20 protein-coding genes and 1 tRNA gene are annotated in these 17,457 nt (G+C 32.8%); 8 read left to right on the top strand and 13 right to left on the bottom strand.

Annotation, left to right across the window (positions count from 1 at the left end):
* Positions 1 to 840: hypothetical protein (locus tag QVO42_RS07160; protein WP_288164053.1), on the bottom strand; the 840-nt coding region annotated here is incomplete at its 3' end.
* Positions 841 to 1,078: 238 nt separating this feature from the next.
* Here QVO42_RS07160 and QVO42_RS07155 point away from each other — a divergent pair.
* The gene (locus tag QVO42_RS07155; protein ID WP_022425454.1) at positions 1,079 to 1,552 is read left to right on the top strand and encodes an Ig-like domain-containing protein; all 474 of its coding nucleotides are present in this window, start codon (positions 1,079 to 1,081) and stop codon (positions 1,550 to 1,552) included.
* 36 nt (positions 1,553 to 1,588) lie between these two features.
* Complete coding sequence (locus tag QVO42_RS07150; RefSeq protein WP_022425453.1) at positions 1,589 to 2,779, top strand: CpXC domain-containing protein; 1,191 nt, start codon at positions 1,589 to 1,591, stop codon at positions 2,777 to 2,779.
* Between the two features lie 13 nt (positions 2,780 to 2,792).
* Here the strand turns inward: QVO42_RS07150 and QVO42_RS07145 are convergent, their stop codons facing one another.
* From QVO42_RS07145 to QVO42_RS07125, 6 genes are all read right to left on the bottom strand, one after another.
* Positions 2,793 to 3,554 carry a DeoR/GlpR family DNA-binding transcription regulator gene (locus QVO42_RS07145; protein ID WP_022425452.1) on the bottom strand — a complete coding sequence of 254 codons (762 nt, stop codon included), beginning with the start codon at positions 3,552 to 3,554 and terminating at the stop codon, positions 2,793 to 2,795.
* A gap of 191 nt (positions 3,555 to 3,745) precedes the next feature.
* A complete protein-coding gene (locus tag QVO42_RS10460; protein ID WP_353867251.1) occupies positions 3,746 to 4,210 on the bottom strand; it encodes an RNA-guided endonuclease InsQ/TnpB family protein in 465 nt (154 codons plus the stop codon).
* Positions 4,211 to 4,231: 21 nt separating this feature from the next.
* Positions 4,232 to 4,753: a hypothetical protein gene (locus QVO42_RS07140; RefSeq protein ID WP_022425451.1), complete on the bottom strand. Its 522-nt coding sequence runs from the start codon at positions 4,751 to 4,753 to the stop codon at positions 4,232 to 4,234.
* 98 nt (positions 4,754 to 4,851) lie between these two features.
* Positions 4,852 to 5,100 (bottom strand): DUF3781 domain-containing protein, encoded by a 249-nt coding sequence (locus tag QVO42_RS07135; RefSeq protein WP_022425450.1) that lies wholly within the window; start codon positions 5,098 to 5,100, stop codon positions 4,852 to 4,854.
* Between the two features lie 105 nt (positions 5,101 to 5,205).
* Positions 5,206 to 5,679, bottom strand: coding sequence for a pyridoxamine 5'-phosphate oxidase family protein (locus QVO42_RS07130; protein WP_022425449.1), 474 nt, complete (start codon positions 5,677 to 5,679; stop codon positions 5,206 to 5,208).
* 33 nt (positions 5,680 to 5,712) lie between these two features.
* A complete protein-coding gene (locus QVO42_RS07125) occupies positions 5,713 to 6,318 on the bottom strand; it encodes a lysoplasmalogenase family protein (RefSeq protein ID WP_022425448.1) in 606 nt (201 codons plus the stop codon).
* 77 nt (positions 6,319 to 6,395) lie between these two features.
* Between QVO42_RS07125 and QVO42_RS07120 the strand changes: the two genes are divergently transcribed.
* A complete protein-coding gene (locus QVO42_RS07120; RefSeq protein ID WP_022425447.1) occupies positions 6,396 to 7,214 on the top strand; it encodes a Cof-type HAD-IIB family hydrolase in 819 nt (272 codons plus the stop codon).
* On the opposite strand, the gene thpR is transcribed toward QVO42_RS07120, so the two are convergent.
* A complete protein-coding gene (gene thpR, locus QVO42_RS07115; protein WP_022425446.1) occupies positions 7,198 to 8,238 on the bottom strand; it encodes an RNA 2',3'-cyclic phosphodiesterase in 1,041 nt (346 codons plus the stop codon). The genes QVO42_RS07120 and thpR overlap by 17 nt on opposite strands.
* A 37-nt stretch (positions 8,239 to 8,275) precedes the next feature.
* Here thpR and QVO42_RS07110 point away from each other — a divergent pair.
* Positions 8,276 to 8,352: transfer RNA gene (locus QVO42_RS07110), tRNA-Arg, on the top strand.
* A 34-nt stretch (positions 8,353 to 8,386) separates the two neighbouring features.
* On the opposite strand, the gene QVO42_RS07105 is transcribed toward QVO42_RS07110, so the two are convergent.
* Together QVO42_RS07105 and QVO42_RS07100 are read right to left on the bottom strand one after the other, a co-directional pair.
* On the bottom strand, positions 8,387 to 9,214 hold the full coding sequence (locus tag QVO42_RS07105) for a PRD domain-containing protein (protein ID WP_022425445.1): 828 nt from the start codon (positions 9,212 to 9,214) through the stop codon (positions 8,387 to 8,389).
* 1 nt (position 9,215) lies between these two features.
* On the bottom strand, positions 9,216 to 10,808 hold the full coding sequence (locus QVO42_RS07100; protein ID WP_022425444.1) for a PTS transporter subunit EIIC: 1,593 nt from the start codon (positions 10,806 to 10,808) through the stop codon (positions 9,216 to 9,218).
* Positions 10,809 to 11,077: 269 nt separating this feature from the next.
* Between QVO42_RS07100 and QVO42_RS07095 the strand changes: the two genes are divergently transcribed.
* Together QVO42_RS07095 and QVO42_RS07090 are read left to right on the top strand one after the other, a co-directional pair.
* Positions 11,078 to 12,562, top strand: coding sequence for a C40 family peptidase (locus QVO42_RS07095; RefSeq protein ID WP_022425443.1), 1,485 nt, complete (start codon positions 11,078 to 11,080; stop codon positions 12,560 to 12,562).
* Positions 12,563 to 12,600: 38 nt separating this feature from the next.
* Positions 12,601 to 13,296, top strand: a complete 696-nt coding sequence (locus tag QVO42_RS07090) for a hypothetical protein (protein WP_022425442.1) — start codon at positions 12,601 to 12,603, stop codon at positions 13,294 to 13,296.
* A gap of 24 nt (positions 13,297 to 13,320) precedes the next feature.
* Here the strand turns inward: QVO42_RS07090 and QVO42_RS07085 are convergent, their stop codons facing one another.
* Positions 13,321 to 14,346: a threonine aldolase family protein gene (locus QVO42_RS07085; RefSeq protein ID WP_022425441.1), complete on the bottom strand. Its 1,026-nt coding sequence runs from the start codon at positions 14,344 to 14,346 to the stop codon at positions 13,321 to 13,323.
* A 243-nt stretch (positions 14,347 to 14,589) separates the two neighbouring features.
* Between QVO42_RS07085 and QVO42_RS07080 the strand changes: the two genes are divergently transcribed.
* Entirely contained in the window at positions 14,590 to 14,769 is a 180-nt protein-coding gene (locus QVO42_RS07080) for a hypothetical protein (RefSeq protein WP_022425440.1), read from the top strand.
* 310 nt (positions 14,770 to 15,079) lie between these two features.
* Here the strand turns inward: QVO42_RS07080 and QVO42_RS07075 are convergent, their stop codons facing one another.
* Positions 15,080 to 15,604 (bottom strand): nitroreductase family protein, encoded by a 525-nt coding sequence (locus tag QVO42_RS07075; protein ID WP_022425438.1) that lies wholly within the window; start codon positions 15,602 to 15,604, stop codon positions 15,080 to 15,082.
* Between the two features lie 84 nt (positions 15,605 to 15,688).
* On the opposite strand from QVO42_RS07075, the gene QVO42_RS07070 reads away from it, so the two are divergent.
* Positions 15,689 to 16,495 (top strand): hypothetical protein, encoded by an 807-nt coding sequence (locus QVO42_RS07070; RefSeq protein WP_022425437.1) that lies wholly within the window; start codon positions 15,689 to 15,691, stop codon positions 16,493 to 16,495.
* Between the two features lie 224 nt (positions 16,496 to 16,719).
* Here the strand turns inward: QVO42_RS07070 and QVO42_RS07065 are convergent, their stop codons facing one another.
* Positions 16,720 to 17,250, bottom strand: coding sequence for a methylated-DNA--[protein]-cysteine S-methyltransferase (locus QVO42_RS07065; protein ID WP_022425436.1), 531 nt, complete (start codon positions 17,248 to 17,250; stop codon positions 16,720 to 16,722).
* Positions 17,251 to 17,457: the final 207 nt, after the last annotated feature.

Genomic DNA, 17,457 nt, shown 5'->3' with positions numbered 1-17,457 from the left:
AGACATTATCAATTTCGGTTGACAGTGAAAATTACAGCCATCATTTGTATTGGTTGTTGAAACGTAATCGTTATATTTCTTCAAAGATTTACGCTTTAAGCTTTCATCTTTTTCATTACTATAATAGGCAATACCATCTTTAAGTACAGAATTATATTTCAAATATGAATCCATATAGTCATGTAAACAATAGTTTGTGATATGCGGCTTGACATTAATAATCGTTTCAAAGAATACATTATCCCCACGATTCATTGAGTTTCTTTTCTTATTATTACTTATTGTTCCACCATTGGCAACAAGCTTACTGACACTTGGAGAGGCATGTTTGTCTCTTATTTCTACTTCTGGATGAGTTGTATCAATACTGCAGGCTGTTCCTGTACTGGTTTCTACTAAATAATATCCTAGTGGTAAGTTTTCAAATACAACTTTCGCATTTGTCTCATTAGATGCTTTTGCAGTTTCAGTTGGTAAAATCTTTTTATTCTTTGCATATTCCATGGCAAGAAGGCCAAAGTTACGTGCACCAATTTCATTTTTTTGATCATCTTTAAAAGTGACATAGCCATCATTATTTGTTTCTATATATTTTTTTGCAGCACTTGAATTAATAAATCCATCCCAGGCATCACCATTTCTTATATATGAATAAGCCCCATTGGTTTCATCAAAACTTTCAAGTGTTAAGATTTTAAATATCTTATATGTTTCCCCAGGTTTTACATTTGTAACTGTAACCTTACCGTTTGTATCTACTGCCTCAACAACAGTAACCATTGAAATAACCATCATAAATATACACATAATGGCTATAACTCTTTTCGTTAATTTCCCCATCTTTTTCCCCTTTATGCAACAAAACTATATACTAGTTTTTGTTATCATAACTCATATTTACATGAAAATTGCGACAATAATATAACGCTTTTTGATAAGCATTTCAATGAAAAATAGTCCCTTTTCAAAAAGAGAAACATTGTGACATCACAACAACTATAGAACTTAACTTTTTTTGCCTTTAAAAACGTTAATATATTCGATATAATGGAAGAGAATTAAAAAAGGTGGGTACAATATGTCAGATAAACAAAACAGCACGCTTAATGAAGAAAGAGAACCTCTTTCTAAGGGCTGGATTTTTGCAGGTATTGTTCTTTTTCCACTGATCCCTTTTGTGTTGATATATTTTAATAAACATTTAAAGAAGAAAATGAAGATGATTTTAGGTATTGTTTATTTTGTTTTCTTGTTTGGTGTTTATCAATATGCATGTGTCGCACAGGGACCAGTATTAAGTAGTGTGATTATTCCTGATCAGTATGTCACAGTGAAGCAGGGAGAAACATACCAGATTCATTACAAGACTGATCCTCAAAAAGTAAAAGTAGAATATACACATTATTCATCTCAGTATGCCAATGTGGCAAGTGTTGACCAGAATGGTTTAGTGACAACTATTACTCCTGGTAAGACACGTATTACTTTGACTGCAGGAGATAATCATCATACTTATAAAAAGAAGTATCTTACAATCCATGTGATTGAATAGAGCGTGTTGACGCTCTTTTTTGTTAGGAGGAGGATTATGATGAATAAAGATGTTTATATTATTACATGTTCAAAATGCGATAAAGAGAATAGATATGAAGATTATAGCTGTGTAGGACCAGATCAAAGAGAAAGTATTATTGATGATTCTATTATGACTTATACTTGTCCACATTGTGGAGAAAAGACTTTCTTAAAGCATCCCTTGACTTATATAGATCCAATTCATCATTTTATTGTGCAATATGGACAGGACAAGGAACAGTTCTTTCATGGTGTAGAACAGTTACGTACAACTCCTCTTTATAAAGATTATATTTTCCGTTATACAGATTCATGGTTAAGTTTCAAAGAGAAAATCATGATTCTAGAGAATGATAGAGATGATCGTTTAATGGAACTCTATAAGCTTGCATTAAAGAATGAATTAGATGAAGAAGTGCCTTCTTTATTCTTATTTAATAAAGAAGAAGAGAAAGAACTCGTCATAGCATTGAATCCAAATGGAACACGTGCTTATTTCTTTAATAGAGATTGGTATGATATCAAAGAAGATGATCCTTATATGAAGAAGATATTAAAGTATGATACAAGTCTTATGGTAGATAATACTTGGGCAAAACGGCTCTATGATTATCGTATTAGTGTTTCGTTGTGTGAAGTTCAGACCAAATTACAGGTAAGAACTTATTTGATTCCTTCTTATGATCATGTAGATGTAGGAGATTATGTTTATGTATACGAGAATGGTGAGAGAGTATTGGGACAAGTAATGACTAAGAATTTCAAGAATATTGCGGATGTCCCTGATCATCTTCGTTTTATTGAAAAAGCATTACCAATAGAAACTGAGTATGATAAATACATAAAACACGAATATGAAAATTTACTTCCTTTAAGGGATCAAAGAGTTGAATCATTTTTAGATGTTTTAAATGATTTACGTTTCTATTATTATATAGAAGAAATAGATGAGAATGTATCTAATTATACAATGGACATAGATGGGCTTCATTTAATTCCTCTTTATATAGATCAACAAGAAGCCATAGATAAGAAACCAGAGAATGGATATGTGTTAGTTGATTTATTAACAGATGTATTAAAGATGACCTTTGAGAAAATTGATGGCTATATTATTAATGAGAATAGTTTATTTATATTAGATTCTAAATTTATAGATATGTTTCTTTCTTTTGCAAGACAGAAAAAGACCGAGATCAATTAAGATTTCGGTCTTTTTAGATGAGTTCTACTTGATGGTCACCCAATAGTTTTAGTTGAGAGTTTTCTAACTCTTTTTCACATATGTAGCCTGTGAAATCATCAAGAGTCGCATAAGCATAATTACCATCTTGATTGAGCTTAACACTTTCTCCAACCATATAGGTTCTTTTACTTGCATTGATGGCTGTCTTTTTAGTGAGTCCATCATTTGTTTCATAGGTTGTTACAACATTATGTTCTAAATCAATCCCTACAACACCAATCAATGAGATATCAAAACGATATTTTCTAATTAAATGATTTGTGAGTGCGCCAACAAATCCATCTCTAGCCTGATTGAAGTCTCCTCCTAGGAAGATTAGTCTCACTGTACTATTTTGTCTATAAAGCTGCATAATATCAATCATGTTTGTCACAATAGTAACTGCAATATTCTTCTCAAATATAAGTTTTGCGATTTCTAGATTGATTGTAGAAATATCTAAGAAGATCACATAGCCTTCCTCTAGTAAATTAACTGCTTTAGAGGCAATGATTTTCTTTTCTTTACTATAGAGTTCTACACGTTGTGAGACATTTGTATGATGTAAATTAACGCGGGCATTAATTGCACCTCCATGAACTCTTTTAAGTTTTCCAGCTTTTTCTAAGAGTGTGAGGTCTTTACGAATACAATCTTCTGTGACACCAAATGATGAAGCCAGTTCTTTCACAAATACCTGCCCTTCAATATTCAGTTTAGTAATGATTTGTTGGTGACGTTTTTTTTGTGACATGTTAGATTGCCACTCAAAATGTGATTAAAGATACTCACATCGAGATAATGTAAGTTCTCATGAACATTACTTACTATTTCATCGTGTATGCTTTGGATTGACAAAAATCATATCTACTCACAAGTTCTAGTACACTCCATAGTCGTAAATTCCCAAAATAGCCTTCGGTACATGCTTACGCTTGCGTTTGTTTATGCAACTTCGTAAGTCGTAGCATCTCTCAAATTAGTAGCAGCATTAAAATCTCTGTCTTCGATATAGCCACAGTCACATTTGAACACTCTATCTGAAAGCTTTAAATCTTTCTTGATATTTTTGTAGCAATGACATGTTTTAGATGATGGGAACCATCTGTCGACTATTCGAAGTTCAATTCCATTCTCCTTACATTTAGCTTGAAGCTTTGTTTTAAATTTATAAAACTTCTGTGAAGTAGCTGCCTTTGAAAGATGTCTATTCTTCATCATTCCTGATATGTTTAAGTCTTCAACCGTTATATAAGATGGCTTTGTTTTCACTATCTCTGCGATTATCTTATTGATGTAATCAGTACGAATATTGTCGATTCTATGATGAAGCTTCTGTATCTTAAGCCTTTGTTTTTGGTATATCTCTTTTTTTGAGTGGTCTCTCCTTTCTCTTAAGTTTAAAGAAATAAAGCTCTGCGTTGCAGAGCTTTATTTTAATTTTAACGTCTGCAGGATAAGTGCAAGATTATCATTTGTTAAGTTGCAGTATTCGATTAAATTTGCCAATTTATCGCACTGTTCGCCGTCACCGATGATGTCGAAACGACTGCGCCATATTGTCGGTAAGATTCTATCATCGTTATCAGGGTCGATATTACAAAATGACCGTGTCATGTATTCATAAGCGATAGGATTGACATCCGGTTTAAAGAATGTACAAACACGGTTGAATAACCATTCCGGGTCGATGTTTGAGATAAAACCGTCATATACGTTTGCTGTGGTTTTAGGGTCATATCCAGCCTGAATGAAAGCGTTCCGGCACTGTTCCTGATATGGTCGATATTTTTTACGAAGTTCAGGATTACGCTGGATGTCTTTAGCTTTGATGCATTTAAAGTCAACTTCTGGATGTTCCACATCTAAGAAATGACAGAATGTATTAATCAATTTAATGGGAACAAAGGTCAAAGACTCTTTGTCTGTAAATTTCATGTTATCAAGTATCATGATAATGCTCCTTTCTGAGTGTAATTATTTTCTGATAATTTGATTATACAACACACATCTTCAGAATAGAAGAGGTGTGTTATAAGATAAATTATAATTTATCTCTTGATATGTGCTGTTATAATTGTGTAACTATATGAATTTATAGTAATTATTATATTTTCTATTTCACAATACCAATTCTTACCTTGTTTATATATATTGCAATTCTTATCTAAAACTTTATTTTTACAATATTCTACTACATCATTTGTATTTAATTTTAGATTTTTTATAATTCTATTAATACCCATTTCAGTAGTATGCACTTTATTTATATTATTAAGTAATATTTGTTTATCTTCCATGACTTAATCTCTTCAATAAATTATAATTTGTGATATTTGTTGTGTTCATTTTAACGCTCTCCTTTGAGGGGATTTGAACACATTTAATCACAACAGTCTATATATTTAGTTACTTACATTTTCTCCTTTAAAATGATTTTTTCCTGTCATCTGATTCAATGTGATCTTATAAATATAGCATGTATCTATATAATCCTTATTATAAGGATATGTTTCATAGCCACAATGAGTCAGGATAGACTCCATTGCTTCATCATAAGATTCATGAGAGACAGGTTCAACAATACCTTTACCTATAATAGATGAATAAGAATTAGATACAGTCTTATCTGGTTTACAAAAATATTCGTATAGTGTTTCTGCCTGTATGCCTACATGAGGATTCTCTTTGATCAGGCGAGTCATCTTTCCTTCTCTAGGTGTATAAATATAAAGTACTATTTTATCTTCATCATCACCTATTCCAAAGTTCATTGGAACGATATATGGATATTCGTCATCTTGGAATGCAATATGTAATGTATCAAAATGATGAAGCATCTCCCTTAACTGCTTTAAATCTACTACTGTTTCTGACATTTCTCTCTCCCCTTTTGTATCTATTTTAACACATTAGAGGAAAGAAAAAATGTAAGCGGTTATAAATATTCCAAAATAATAGAAGAAAATATTTAATATTCCTAATATTTGTATCTTATTTGTCTTATAGAACGCTAATAGAATATCAGATATGAGATAGAGAATAAGCCCTATAGCCATCATAAAAAAGCTAAGAGTATTGAGAGTGAAAGCTGTCAAAATAGCTTTTGTAGTAAGCCAGACTAACGCAAATATATAACTAGTAAGTTCTGTTTTGTAAGAAGAGAAATCTACAATCTTATAGTAAGCAAGTATTTCTAGAAGAATCATAGCACATACAGGAACAATTAATTCTATATATGTAAATGGTTCAAAGTGATAATAGAAGAATAAGAAGGCTATATCACCAATTAGGAATGCATTAAGACCATATCTAAATAGTTCCTTCTTACATAAGAGTATGTCTCCAATCATATAGCCTAGTAATGCTGGAAGTATAAGAAGAAATAGTTTTGTTTGATGAGAGAAATAAGCCGTGAGGATAAACCCTAATGAGCATAAACCTTTTGTATAGATGTGATAATGTGTACGCCATGTACATGCCATTATCAGAAATAATAAAATAAATAACACTATCATAATAATTTCCTTTCTGAAATAGTCTACCACAATTCAATGATATGTGCTATAGTTGTGCACAAAGGGGGAAAAGACAAATGATCAAATTAATTGCGACAGATATGGATGGAACATTCCTAGATAATAAGAAGCAGTTTGATAAGTCTTTTATTGATTTATTTTTTGAAATGAAGGAACAGGGTGTACTGTTTGTAGCTGCAAGTGGTAATCAGTATGCCAGACTTTATCAGAAGTTCTTACCAATGAGTGAGGATATGTATTTTATTGCGGATGGAGGCAGTTATATTGCGAAGGGTCCAAATACATTAGAAGTATTTGATATGGACCGTAAGAAGGCATTTCTTGCAATAGAGAGAGTAAAGGAACATTATCCTGATTTTAAGATTGTAGTAGCTGGTGAGAAATACGCTTATGCAAGAAAGAAGGATCATCTTACTAAAGAACTTACTACTTATTATTGTTCAAATAAGTTAATTGATGATTTTGATGAAATTGATGAACCTATTACTAAGATTGCGATACTTGATCCTAGTGGAGATATTAAGAATAATGCAGGAGATATTACTTCTATCTTACCTAGTGGGTTACAGATTATTACATCTGGTAATGAATGGATGGATATTCAAAGAGATGGTGTAAATAAGGGGCTTGGTATGCGTTATATTCAGGAACATGAAAATATTTCTAGAGATGAATGTCTCGCATTTGGTGATCAGATGAATGATTATGCTTTATTAAAGTCTGTGAAGTATGGTTTTGCGATGGAGAATGCAGTAGATGAAATCAAGAAACTTGCTTATGGTATTACTGATTCCAATGAAGATCAGGGATGCTTAAAGATTATTAAAAAAGCTCTTAGAAAAAATAAAGAACAGGCCGCTAACGACCTGCTTTAAAATAGAAATCACAATGATTTTGGATATCAAATGAAGAAAAGTATTTTTCTTCTAATGGTATCCATTTTTTTATAAACATATCAAGAGCTTCTTTTCCATTTCTTTTTTCTATACGCTTAAGTCTGAGTGTTTCATCTATATCTACAAATATAGAAAGATCATAAGCATCTATTAATTCAGGATGACATGAATAAGACCCTTCTATGATATTAATAGGTTTATAAGAGTATAAGGTTCCTTCACTTATAGACATTGTGGAACAATCAAAAGGACGATAAAGGACATCCTGATGATGTTGAAGTGGTTCTAATACTTCTTTCTTAAATCTTTCTCTATCCACATTACCACCTGGTTCATTATAGCGTTCTTGTGTACGCTGATATTCCTGAAGATAGAAGTCATCCATATGAAATATATGACAATCAAAATATGCTTTTAATTTATTTGCAAGAGTTGTTTTCCCACTTCCACATCTTCCATCTATCGCGATAGTGACATGTCCCTTCTGTTGATATATTTTATTTATCTTCTCTATTAAAGCCTGTTCATTATAAGGGAGATACTTGAGTCCTTCTTCTAAATAATGAGCCTGTAAGAGTTCTACTTTGATATCTTTAGTAGAGACTTCTTGAAGTGTTCTATCTCCTTCTTCTGCTTTCCTTAAAATTGTGATATGTGGATAAAAAGGTTTATCATCAAAAGATATATCATGTGTCTTTAATGCTTCTCTTAATGTATTGACATATTCGTCTAATACAGGATTATCTTTAATACCCACCCAATATACCTTCTTGAAATGACCAATACGGTTCAAAGTAATGGTGATTTCAGGAAAAGGAATAGCATGAATAATTTCCATAATTTCATCCTGTCTATCTGTTTCACCAAAGAAAGCTAAAGTCATATGTAGATTATCTAGGTCATAATACTTACCTTGAATCCCTTCTTCCTTTAAAGTATCCATGATTGCCATTAATTCTTCTTTAAAAGAAGAATTAAATGTAAGAGCAATAAATTGTCTCATAAAATTCATCCTTTCTATGATATAATAAATAAGCTATGTGCATGTAGCTCAATTGGATAGAGTATCAGACTCCGGCTCTGAAGGTTGCAGGTTCAATTCCTGTCATGCACGCCAAATATTGAAAAGAGGCAGCTTACGCTGCCTTTTACTATACACTATGCCTGATTCTTTCTATATGTATCGCAAGATAGCCTACTTCTTCGTCTGATATCTTTTCTAGAATCAGCTTTTCTATATAATCAGCGACACGACATGCAACAGCATAGCTTTCTGGGAACTTTTCTTTTGTATAGTCTGTCATGGAGACCTGTACATCTTCTTTATGGTCTAGACGGACCATTAAGAATTTAATATGGTTGACTAAACGAATATAAGCAATAGAGTCTTCATCAATCACTATATTAAATGTTTCTTCAACATAATTGACTGTTTGATGAATAATACTGGCAACCTGTAATGAACGTCCAGGTGGCTGAGAACTCAAAGCCGCATGAATATGAAGAGAAATATAACCAATTTCATCATCGGTGATTTCATAACCTAATCTTCTCTTAATGATTTTTCTTGCTTTCTTAGCCACTTCATACTCATCTGCAAATAATAATCTAATATCACTTGTCAAAGGGTTAGAGATGACCATATCATTCTTAATACGATCGATAGAGAATGCAATATGATCTGCAAGAGGTAAAAGAATCTTAGTATCTATATCACCAAATTCTTTTTCTGCATAACGGATAATTTCATTGGCTATTTCTAAGAAGATAGGATCAACGCCTTGTAAGACATTCTTACCAGTATTCTTCTCTAAACTATAGCATTTAATATTCTTTCCAGGATTCTCAATCACATCTCCTGCTTTTCTTTTGAAGCCTATTCCCTTTCCTAGTAATATAACTTCTTTATTGAGTTCATCTTTTGCGACAACTCCGTTATTGTTTAGCGTTCCAATGACTTCATAACGCTGTTTTTTCACTTTATTCTCCTTCATGTAATATCTGTTTTATTTCTGATACAATAATGACAACATGTGGTCCATAGGTAATTTGAATACCTTCTCCACGCATATATATACCCGCAGCACCTGTTGCCTTTAAGGCTTCTTCATCAACTAATGTTGGATCCTTTAAAGTCGCACGCAGGCGTGTTGTACATGTATCAACATCTAATATATTAGGAATACCTCCTAATGCTTCTACAATAGAATGAGACACAGAACTGTCTACGTCAAGACTTTTCTTTCTAGAACAGTCTTTTTTTGTATGCAGTTGTGTATCTTCTCCTCTACCTACTGTTTTAAAATCATAACGTTTAATCACAAACTTAAAGATTGAATAATAAAGCAAGAAATAAATAAAACCAATTATTGGGACAAAGACCCAGTTTGTTTTACTATTACCCTGTAATATACCAAACAAGAAGAAATCAATCGCTCCTGCACTAAAAGTGACACCTATCGCTATATTTAAAGCCTGAGCCACTGCATATGCACTTCCTGCCAGAAGCGCATGAATCAAAAAAAGTGGTGGTGCTTGAAATAAGAATGTGAATTCAATTGGTTCAGTAATACCTGTTAATATAGAAGTGAGTGAAGCAGAAAGTAATAAACCTCCTGTTTTTTTACGCTGGCTTGGTCTGGCACAATGATACATTGCAAGGGCAGCACCAGGCAGGCCAAATATCATAAAGATATATTCTCCCGAGAAGAAGCGAGTGGCTTCTACACTGAAATGTTTGACATGAGGTGAAGCAAGCTGCGTAAAGAAGATATTCTGAGCTCCATGGATCAGTTGTCCATCCACTACCATACTGCCACCAAGTCCTGTCTGCCAGAATGGAAGATAGAACACATGATGTAATCCAAAAGGAATCAACATACGCTTTATAAAGCCAAATACGAATGTACCTGCATAACTGCTGTCTCTTATAAGTACACCTAAGTGATAGATAGCTTCCTGAATAGGTGGCCAAATATAAAAGAATAGGATTCCTACAAAAACAAATGTCACACAACAAATAACTGGGACAAAACGTGTGCCTGCAAAAAATGATAAGTAATCAGGAAGTCGTGTCATATAGAACCTATTATGAAGATAAGCAACACCAAGTCCTACTACTATACCACCAAAGACACCTATATCTAAAGACTGAATTCCACAGATTGAATTAATCGTTCCTATTCTTACGAAATCAGCAATCTGCCCATTTACAATATAACCATTAATAATTAATAAAGCATTAATAGAGGCATGCATAATAAGAAAGGCAACTAATGCAGAAAAGGCCGCAGTGGCTTTTTCATGTTTTGCCATACCCATTGCAATACCTACCGCAAATAAAATTGGAAGATTATCAAAGACAATATTTCCAGCATTGCACATAATAGTAAACAGTGCATAGAGTGGTGTTCCCTTTCCTAATATAAATTGAAGATGGTAAGTCTGAATCATTGTCTCATTTGTGAATGACTGACCTATGCCCATTAATAACCCTGCCACAGGTAAAACAGCTATAGGTATCATAAAGCTTTGTCCTACACGTTGTAATTTACTAAATAGCTTACTAAACATGATTCCACCTCCTTCTTTTAGTATTATTTATTTTACCATTATATAGTATGAAAATCTAATCATTTTATTCGAACAATTTGTGAGTTTTTCTTACAAAATAGACCTCTTTGTATAATTCTTAAGTTATTTTTAAAAATTTCTTAACTCATATTTATACGATAAATACTACATATTTTGATATTTCTTAATTATTTCTTAAGATTTTTCTTTATTTTTTATTATGAGGTGTTATAATAGAACCTGTCGAAAGACAAAAGGAGAGAGAAAAAATGGATAAGAAAACAAAAGAAATCATGAGTTTCGTATCTAATAGAGTAAGAACTCAGAAGACAATGTTCATTCCTGTGTTTGCTATTTCCGCTTTCGCAATCGTGGGTTATACAGCTGCTGATAGAACAGCACCTGTTGTACATTCAAATACAATTGAAGTTCCTTATGGAACTGTCTTAAAAGCTAGTGATTTTGCAATCTCTGATAACAGAGATCATACTGATACATTAAAAACTAAGATTCATGCTGAATCTTATGAAAAGAACCAGTTAGGAACTTATACTGTTAACGTAACAGTAAAGGATGCTTTCAACAATGAATCAACTAAGACTGTTAATGTTAAGGTTGTAGATAATGAAGCACCAGTTCTTGAATCTAAGACTGATGATGGATTTGTCATCAATGTTGAAGCAAATGGTAGTAGTAATTTAAAGGATTACATCAAGGCAACTGATAATGTTGATGGTGATGTAACAGACTTTATTAATTTTGATAAGGAATTAGATACAACTCAGTTAGGAGAACAGGGAATCAATGCATCTGTTGAAGATAACATGGGTAATATCGCTACTAAGACATTTACATTTAATGTGGGTGATACATCTGCTCCTGAAATGAATTTAAAGAATGGTAATTTCGTAGTAAATTATGGTGATAACTTTGATATCAACAATTATGTTGAAGCAAAGGATAACTATGATATGAATCCTGTTTTATCTGTAGAAGGTGAAATTGATACTAAGAAGTTAGATGGTACTCAGCCTATTAAAGTAACTGCAACTGATGCAACTGGTAATAAGACTGAAAATACTTATGATGTGACTGTAGCTGATATTGCAGCTCCTTCTATTACATTAAAATCTACTGATATTAATGTAAAGAATGGTGATTCATTTGATGCAAAGTCTAATATTGCATCTGCTATCGATAATCTTGATGGTGATGTGACAAGTAAGGTGAATGTAAGTGGTTCTGTCAATACTTCTAAAGCTGGAAGTTATACAGTTAACTATACAGTAACTGATAATGCTGGTAATACAGCAAATGCAAGTGCTAAGGTGAATGTATCTGCCGCTCCATCTAGAGGTGGATACAATGCTGGTGGAACAAGTGCTAAGGGTGGACACAGTGGTATTGTTGGAACTGGTTTATCTAAAGTAGGTACTGCTTATGTATTTGGTGCTTCTGGACCAACAGCATTTGACTGTTCTGGATTCACTTCATGGGTATATAGACAGAATGGTAAATCATTACCAAGAACTGCTTCTGCTCAGTATAGTGGAACTACAAGAGTATCTAAGGATGGCTTAAGTGCTGGTGACTTAGTATTCTTCGCAGGAACTTATAAGTCAGGTATCTCACATGTAGGTATCTATATCGGTAATGGACAGTTTGTTCATGCTGCCAACTCAAGTACTGGTGTTACAGTATCTTCATTAAATAGCGGTTATTATGCATCTCATTACGCAGGTGCTGGTAGATAAGAAGATCGAAAGATCTTCTTTTTTTATAAGGAGATTGTATGAAAAAAGTATTAAAGGTGATTCTAGGAATCATATTAAGTGTTGTACTCGTTCTTGGTCTACTCTATGGTCTTTTTATCTACATGATCAAGTATCATGTGGAAACAGTAGCTAAAGAGTCTTATTATGAATATGAGGTTGTGATGCAGTCAGTCGGAGCGCCTCTATTCTTCAGCAGTGCAGATGGACGTTTGCTTCTTAAAAAGAATGATACGATAATCAATAAGATGGACTTTACATTATCAGATGATGGTGGAAGTATTCGAGAAGATGTATGGAGTGTGAGCTGGTATAAGGATCATGTCGGTGTTGTGATTCAAGGAACTGAACAGGATGATACACTTTATAATCTTTATTATAATGGTAAAACAAATAGTTCTGTTGTAAATGGTCAGGATGAAATAACAACTAAAGGTGATATGGCTAATAATAATGCTGATGAGATTAGAAAAGAATTAAAGATGGTCGCTGATTATCTTCATTATGATGATATAAAATATGGTATCAGTGCTAAAGGATGGATGTATGCCACGGTATATAATAAAGATGGTATCACACGAGATTTGAATTATTATGAAACTCATGAACATGAATATGTTTATGAGGAAACAAAGAATGGTACTACTATAGTATTAGGATTTTATAAAATAGAAAATGGCCAGGTTGTAGATGAACATACAACCGCATGGCATTAAAAAAAGATTCCGCAAGGAATCTTTTTATAGTAGTTCTTTAAGTTTTTCAATAGATTCTTCTGTAGTAGCCCAACTTGTCGCAAAACGTACTACTGTATGCGTATCATCATACTTTTCCCAGAAACCATAGCGTACATGCTTTTCTAGTTCTTCTAGCTTCTTGTTATCTACAATAAAGAACTGCTGATTTGTAGGAGAATCAATATAGAATTCATAACCCTTTTCTTTAAAGATTGTTTTAAGCTTTTCAGCCATATCAATAGCATGTCTTGAAATCTTGAAATAAAGATCATCTGTAAAGAGAACATCAAATTGAACACCGTTTAAACGTCCTTTTGCAAGTAAAGCACCATGCTTCTTAATAAGGTTCACAAAGTGTGCTGGAGTATTATTCTTAGTAAAAACAACAGCTTCACCACATAATGCCCCTACTTTAGTACCACCGATATAGAATACATCAGTAAGTTCTGCAATATCTTCTAGTGTTACATCAGTATCATAAGACATGAGACCATAACCAAGTCTTGCACCATCTAAGAATAAAGGCAAATTATAAGCATGACATACATCTGAGATTTCTTTTAATTCTTCTTTTGTATAAAGTGTGCCATATTCTGTAGGATGAGAAATATAAACCATACCTGGGAATACCATATGTTCATGGTTCGCATCGTTATAGAATGTATCTACTAATTCTTTGACATCTGATGCTTTTAACTTACCTAAATACTGTGGGACAGTGAGTACTTTATGTCCTGTATATTCAATAGCCCCTGCTTCATGAGCAGCTACATGTCCTGTCACTGCAGCGACAACACCTTCATAAGGCTTCAACATTGTATCAATGACTAATTGGTTAGTCTGTGTACCACCTGTAATAAAGTAAATATCAGCATCTTCTTTACCACATGCTTTCGCAATCTTTTTTCTTGCAGATTCAGAATATACATCTACTCCATATCCTGACTGCTGATCCATATTTGTTTCAATAAATTTTTCTAGAATGGCAGGATGTGCCCCTTCTGTATAATCACTTTCAAATGATAACATCTTTATATCCTCCGTTTTTTGTATTCTACACTATTTTAGAAGTGAATACAAATAATGAAAATAATTCAAAAAATATGAAGTAATTCACCCTGATGAATGAGTATATATATGTGTAAGCCACTTATTTCTTGTTGAGAATGTTTTTACATATTAGAAAGATAAGAGAAACTCATTCCAATTCTTACTATTTGATAGGAATAGAAACAGAACTATACTATAATAATCGAAAAGAGGTGATAGGACATGAAAAACAGAACAGTAATTATTAATGGTGTATCTTATACTTGTTTAACTGATGAAGAATACGAAGATTTGCAGACAGTAGCTGCTTATGAAGAAAGAAAAAAGAGTAAAGATTTTAAAACCATTAGCTTTGATGAATTCTTAAAAGACAGAGAAGAAAAGTATGGAGTTAAATTTTGATGTTGAAATCGAACCATACATTATAGAAATTATAGACAACATTGATTATTATAACTATATTAGATTCAGAAACTTCTCTATAGGAATCTTTCTAACCAAAGAATTACGAAAAGTCAAAGGAATAGTTGAGGCCAATCCGCATATCGGCAAAAAGGTTCAAACAAACAAATATAAGTATGTTATGTCAAGTACCAAAGCAGTCTTATATTCTGAAATAATAGAAAATAGCAGAAATATCATTTTCTATGATTACAAACCTTTCAAACAGAATAAAGACCTGTATTAAAATACCTGCCCATGAGCAGGTATTTTAATACTTTAGTGTATGTACTTTATTTAATAATTCTTCTGTTACTTCTTTTGATGGTAATGTTTGATCAATATGTCCAATAGATAATAGTGCTTCTAAACGTAGATTCTTTGGGAAATCAACCATATTTCTAATATAGTCTTCCGTTGATTCTTCTGTAGATGATATTCTATTTCTTCCCTGAATCCAGCAACTGCCAAGACCTAGTGATGAGGCCATGTAATGCATAGTCAAGATGACATTGCTGCAGTCTTCTACCCAGACATCCGTCTTATCTTCATCGCCTAATACTATAATACAAGCACCTGCCCCTTCTAACATCTGACTCCCTGCTTTTCTACATTGAGATAATTGTGTTAACAGTTCAGGATCAGTGACTACAATGAGTTCTTCTGGTTTGATATTACGTCCACTTGGCGCAAGTAATCCTGCTTCTACAATTTGATCCAATAATTCTTTTTTTACAGGTTCTCCTGTATATTTTCTATAACTTCTTCTTTGTTTCAAAAAATCTAAAAATTCCATATAATCACCCTTTCTTTCCCACATTATAACATATTGACATGTGGTGTGGTTTTTCTATAATGAGGGTAAAGGAGCGTGATATTTATGCGTATGTTACGTACAATTGTATTAGATATTCTTATTTTCATTCTTGTGAATGTATTATGTTTCTCAATGCTTTGTCCAAGTATTATAAATAGTGCTATACAGAATGATGAAATTACCCAGGAAATGACCAACAAAGTAATGACTGTCATTAATCAATATACATATCGATTACCACAGATTACAATCAATAAAATACAAGCAGATATTAGTCAATCTGAATCTATGACCGCACTAACAAGTAAATATAGTCAGGCTATTATTAAACAGATGGCTACAGGTGAAGATAATAAAGAAGATATGACACCTTATATCAATAATCTGGCACAGGAATGTTTTGATATTGTTGAGAAGGATACAGATATTACATTACCTAATATATTAAAGACATCACTTACTAAATTAATTTCTTCTGGTTTAGTATCTCAAGGTATTGATCAGTATGTAGATGATTATATTAGTAAACAATCTCCTAAAAGATTGAAGATGATACAGATTTTCTATCAGTTAACACTTGATTCTAATCGAATGATTATGGGTGTTATACTTATTGTACTGTGCTTGATTCAATTGATTGTAGATAAGTTATATGGCCTCACTGCACTAGGTGTAACAGGTGTTTTATCTGGACTAAATGTAAGCTATATTATGCCACTCGCAATTAGTGAAGGGGCTAGTTCTTATTTGAATCGTACAGTCATCTTTGATTCATCAATACTTAGAACACCAGGATTGATGATATGTGGAATATCTGTTGTAGTAGTAATAATCGCACAACTGATCATAAGAAAAACAGCTAGAGGTTAATCTAGCTGCTTTTTGACTAGAACAAATTACCCCCTAGTTGTATTATCTTTAAAAAGCATGGGAATAATATGGGATTCTTAAAGAAGAAAATAAAAGACTATTTCATGCGTTCTTTCTTCAATTTCCGCATCAAACTCTTCTTTAGTAAGACGTACTCTAATTTATTGATTTTTCATGCATAAGACCTCTTTTTCTTGACTTCATCGCGTAAAAAAAGACCTGCATTATGCAAGTCTTGTATCTATTCTCATACTGCTGTTAATAACTGAGGCTTTTTCGAAGAGGAGAAGCTTCTTTTTCTTTTCTACACCAGAAGCATAGCCTTTTAAATTACCCTTAGAACCGATTACACGGTGTGAAGGGATGATTAACGCAATATGATTATGACCAATAGCACCACCAACTGCCTGTGCTGACATTTCTTTCTTGTTACCATATTTTGCGATAGCTTTCGCAATATCACCATAAGTGATTGTTTCACCATAAGGGATGTGCTGGATAATAGTCCAGATCATTCTCTGGAATGGTGTTCCCTGCATCTTAATAGGTGGGCAGAAGTTAGGAACGATTCCATCAAAGTATAGATTTAACCAGGCAATTGTCTGATCAAAGACTGGTAAATCCTGTTCTACTGGTTCCTTTAAGATATCTGCATAGTATTTATCATCTTCAAACCATAAACCAATAAGTGATTCACCATCACTTGCCATAGTAATGTTTCCAATAGGAGACTGGTATTTCTTAATATATTCCATTATTTTTTACCTCCAAAAATAAACAAAAAAGCATTAGCGTACGCAAAAAAGAATTTCTTTTTATACGTATAGCTAATGCTTTGTGAATGACATGCTATAAAATATTCCTTTGTTGGTTGTATTGTAACACAATTATTTCACAAGGTCAATCTTAGACTTCATCTTCCTGCCTGATCTCTGATTCCAATGTGATAATGTCTCAATGTA

The organism is Catenibacterium sp. CAG:290, assembly GCF_000437715.1.
Lineage (GTDB): Bacteria > Bacillota_I > Bacilli_A > Erysipelotrichales > Coprobacillaceae > Catenibacterium > Catenibacterium mitsuoka_A.
Note: the sequence above shows the minus strand (reverse complement) of the source record. Positions and strands in the feature narration are given on the sequence as shown.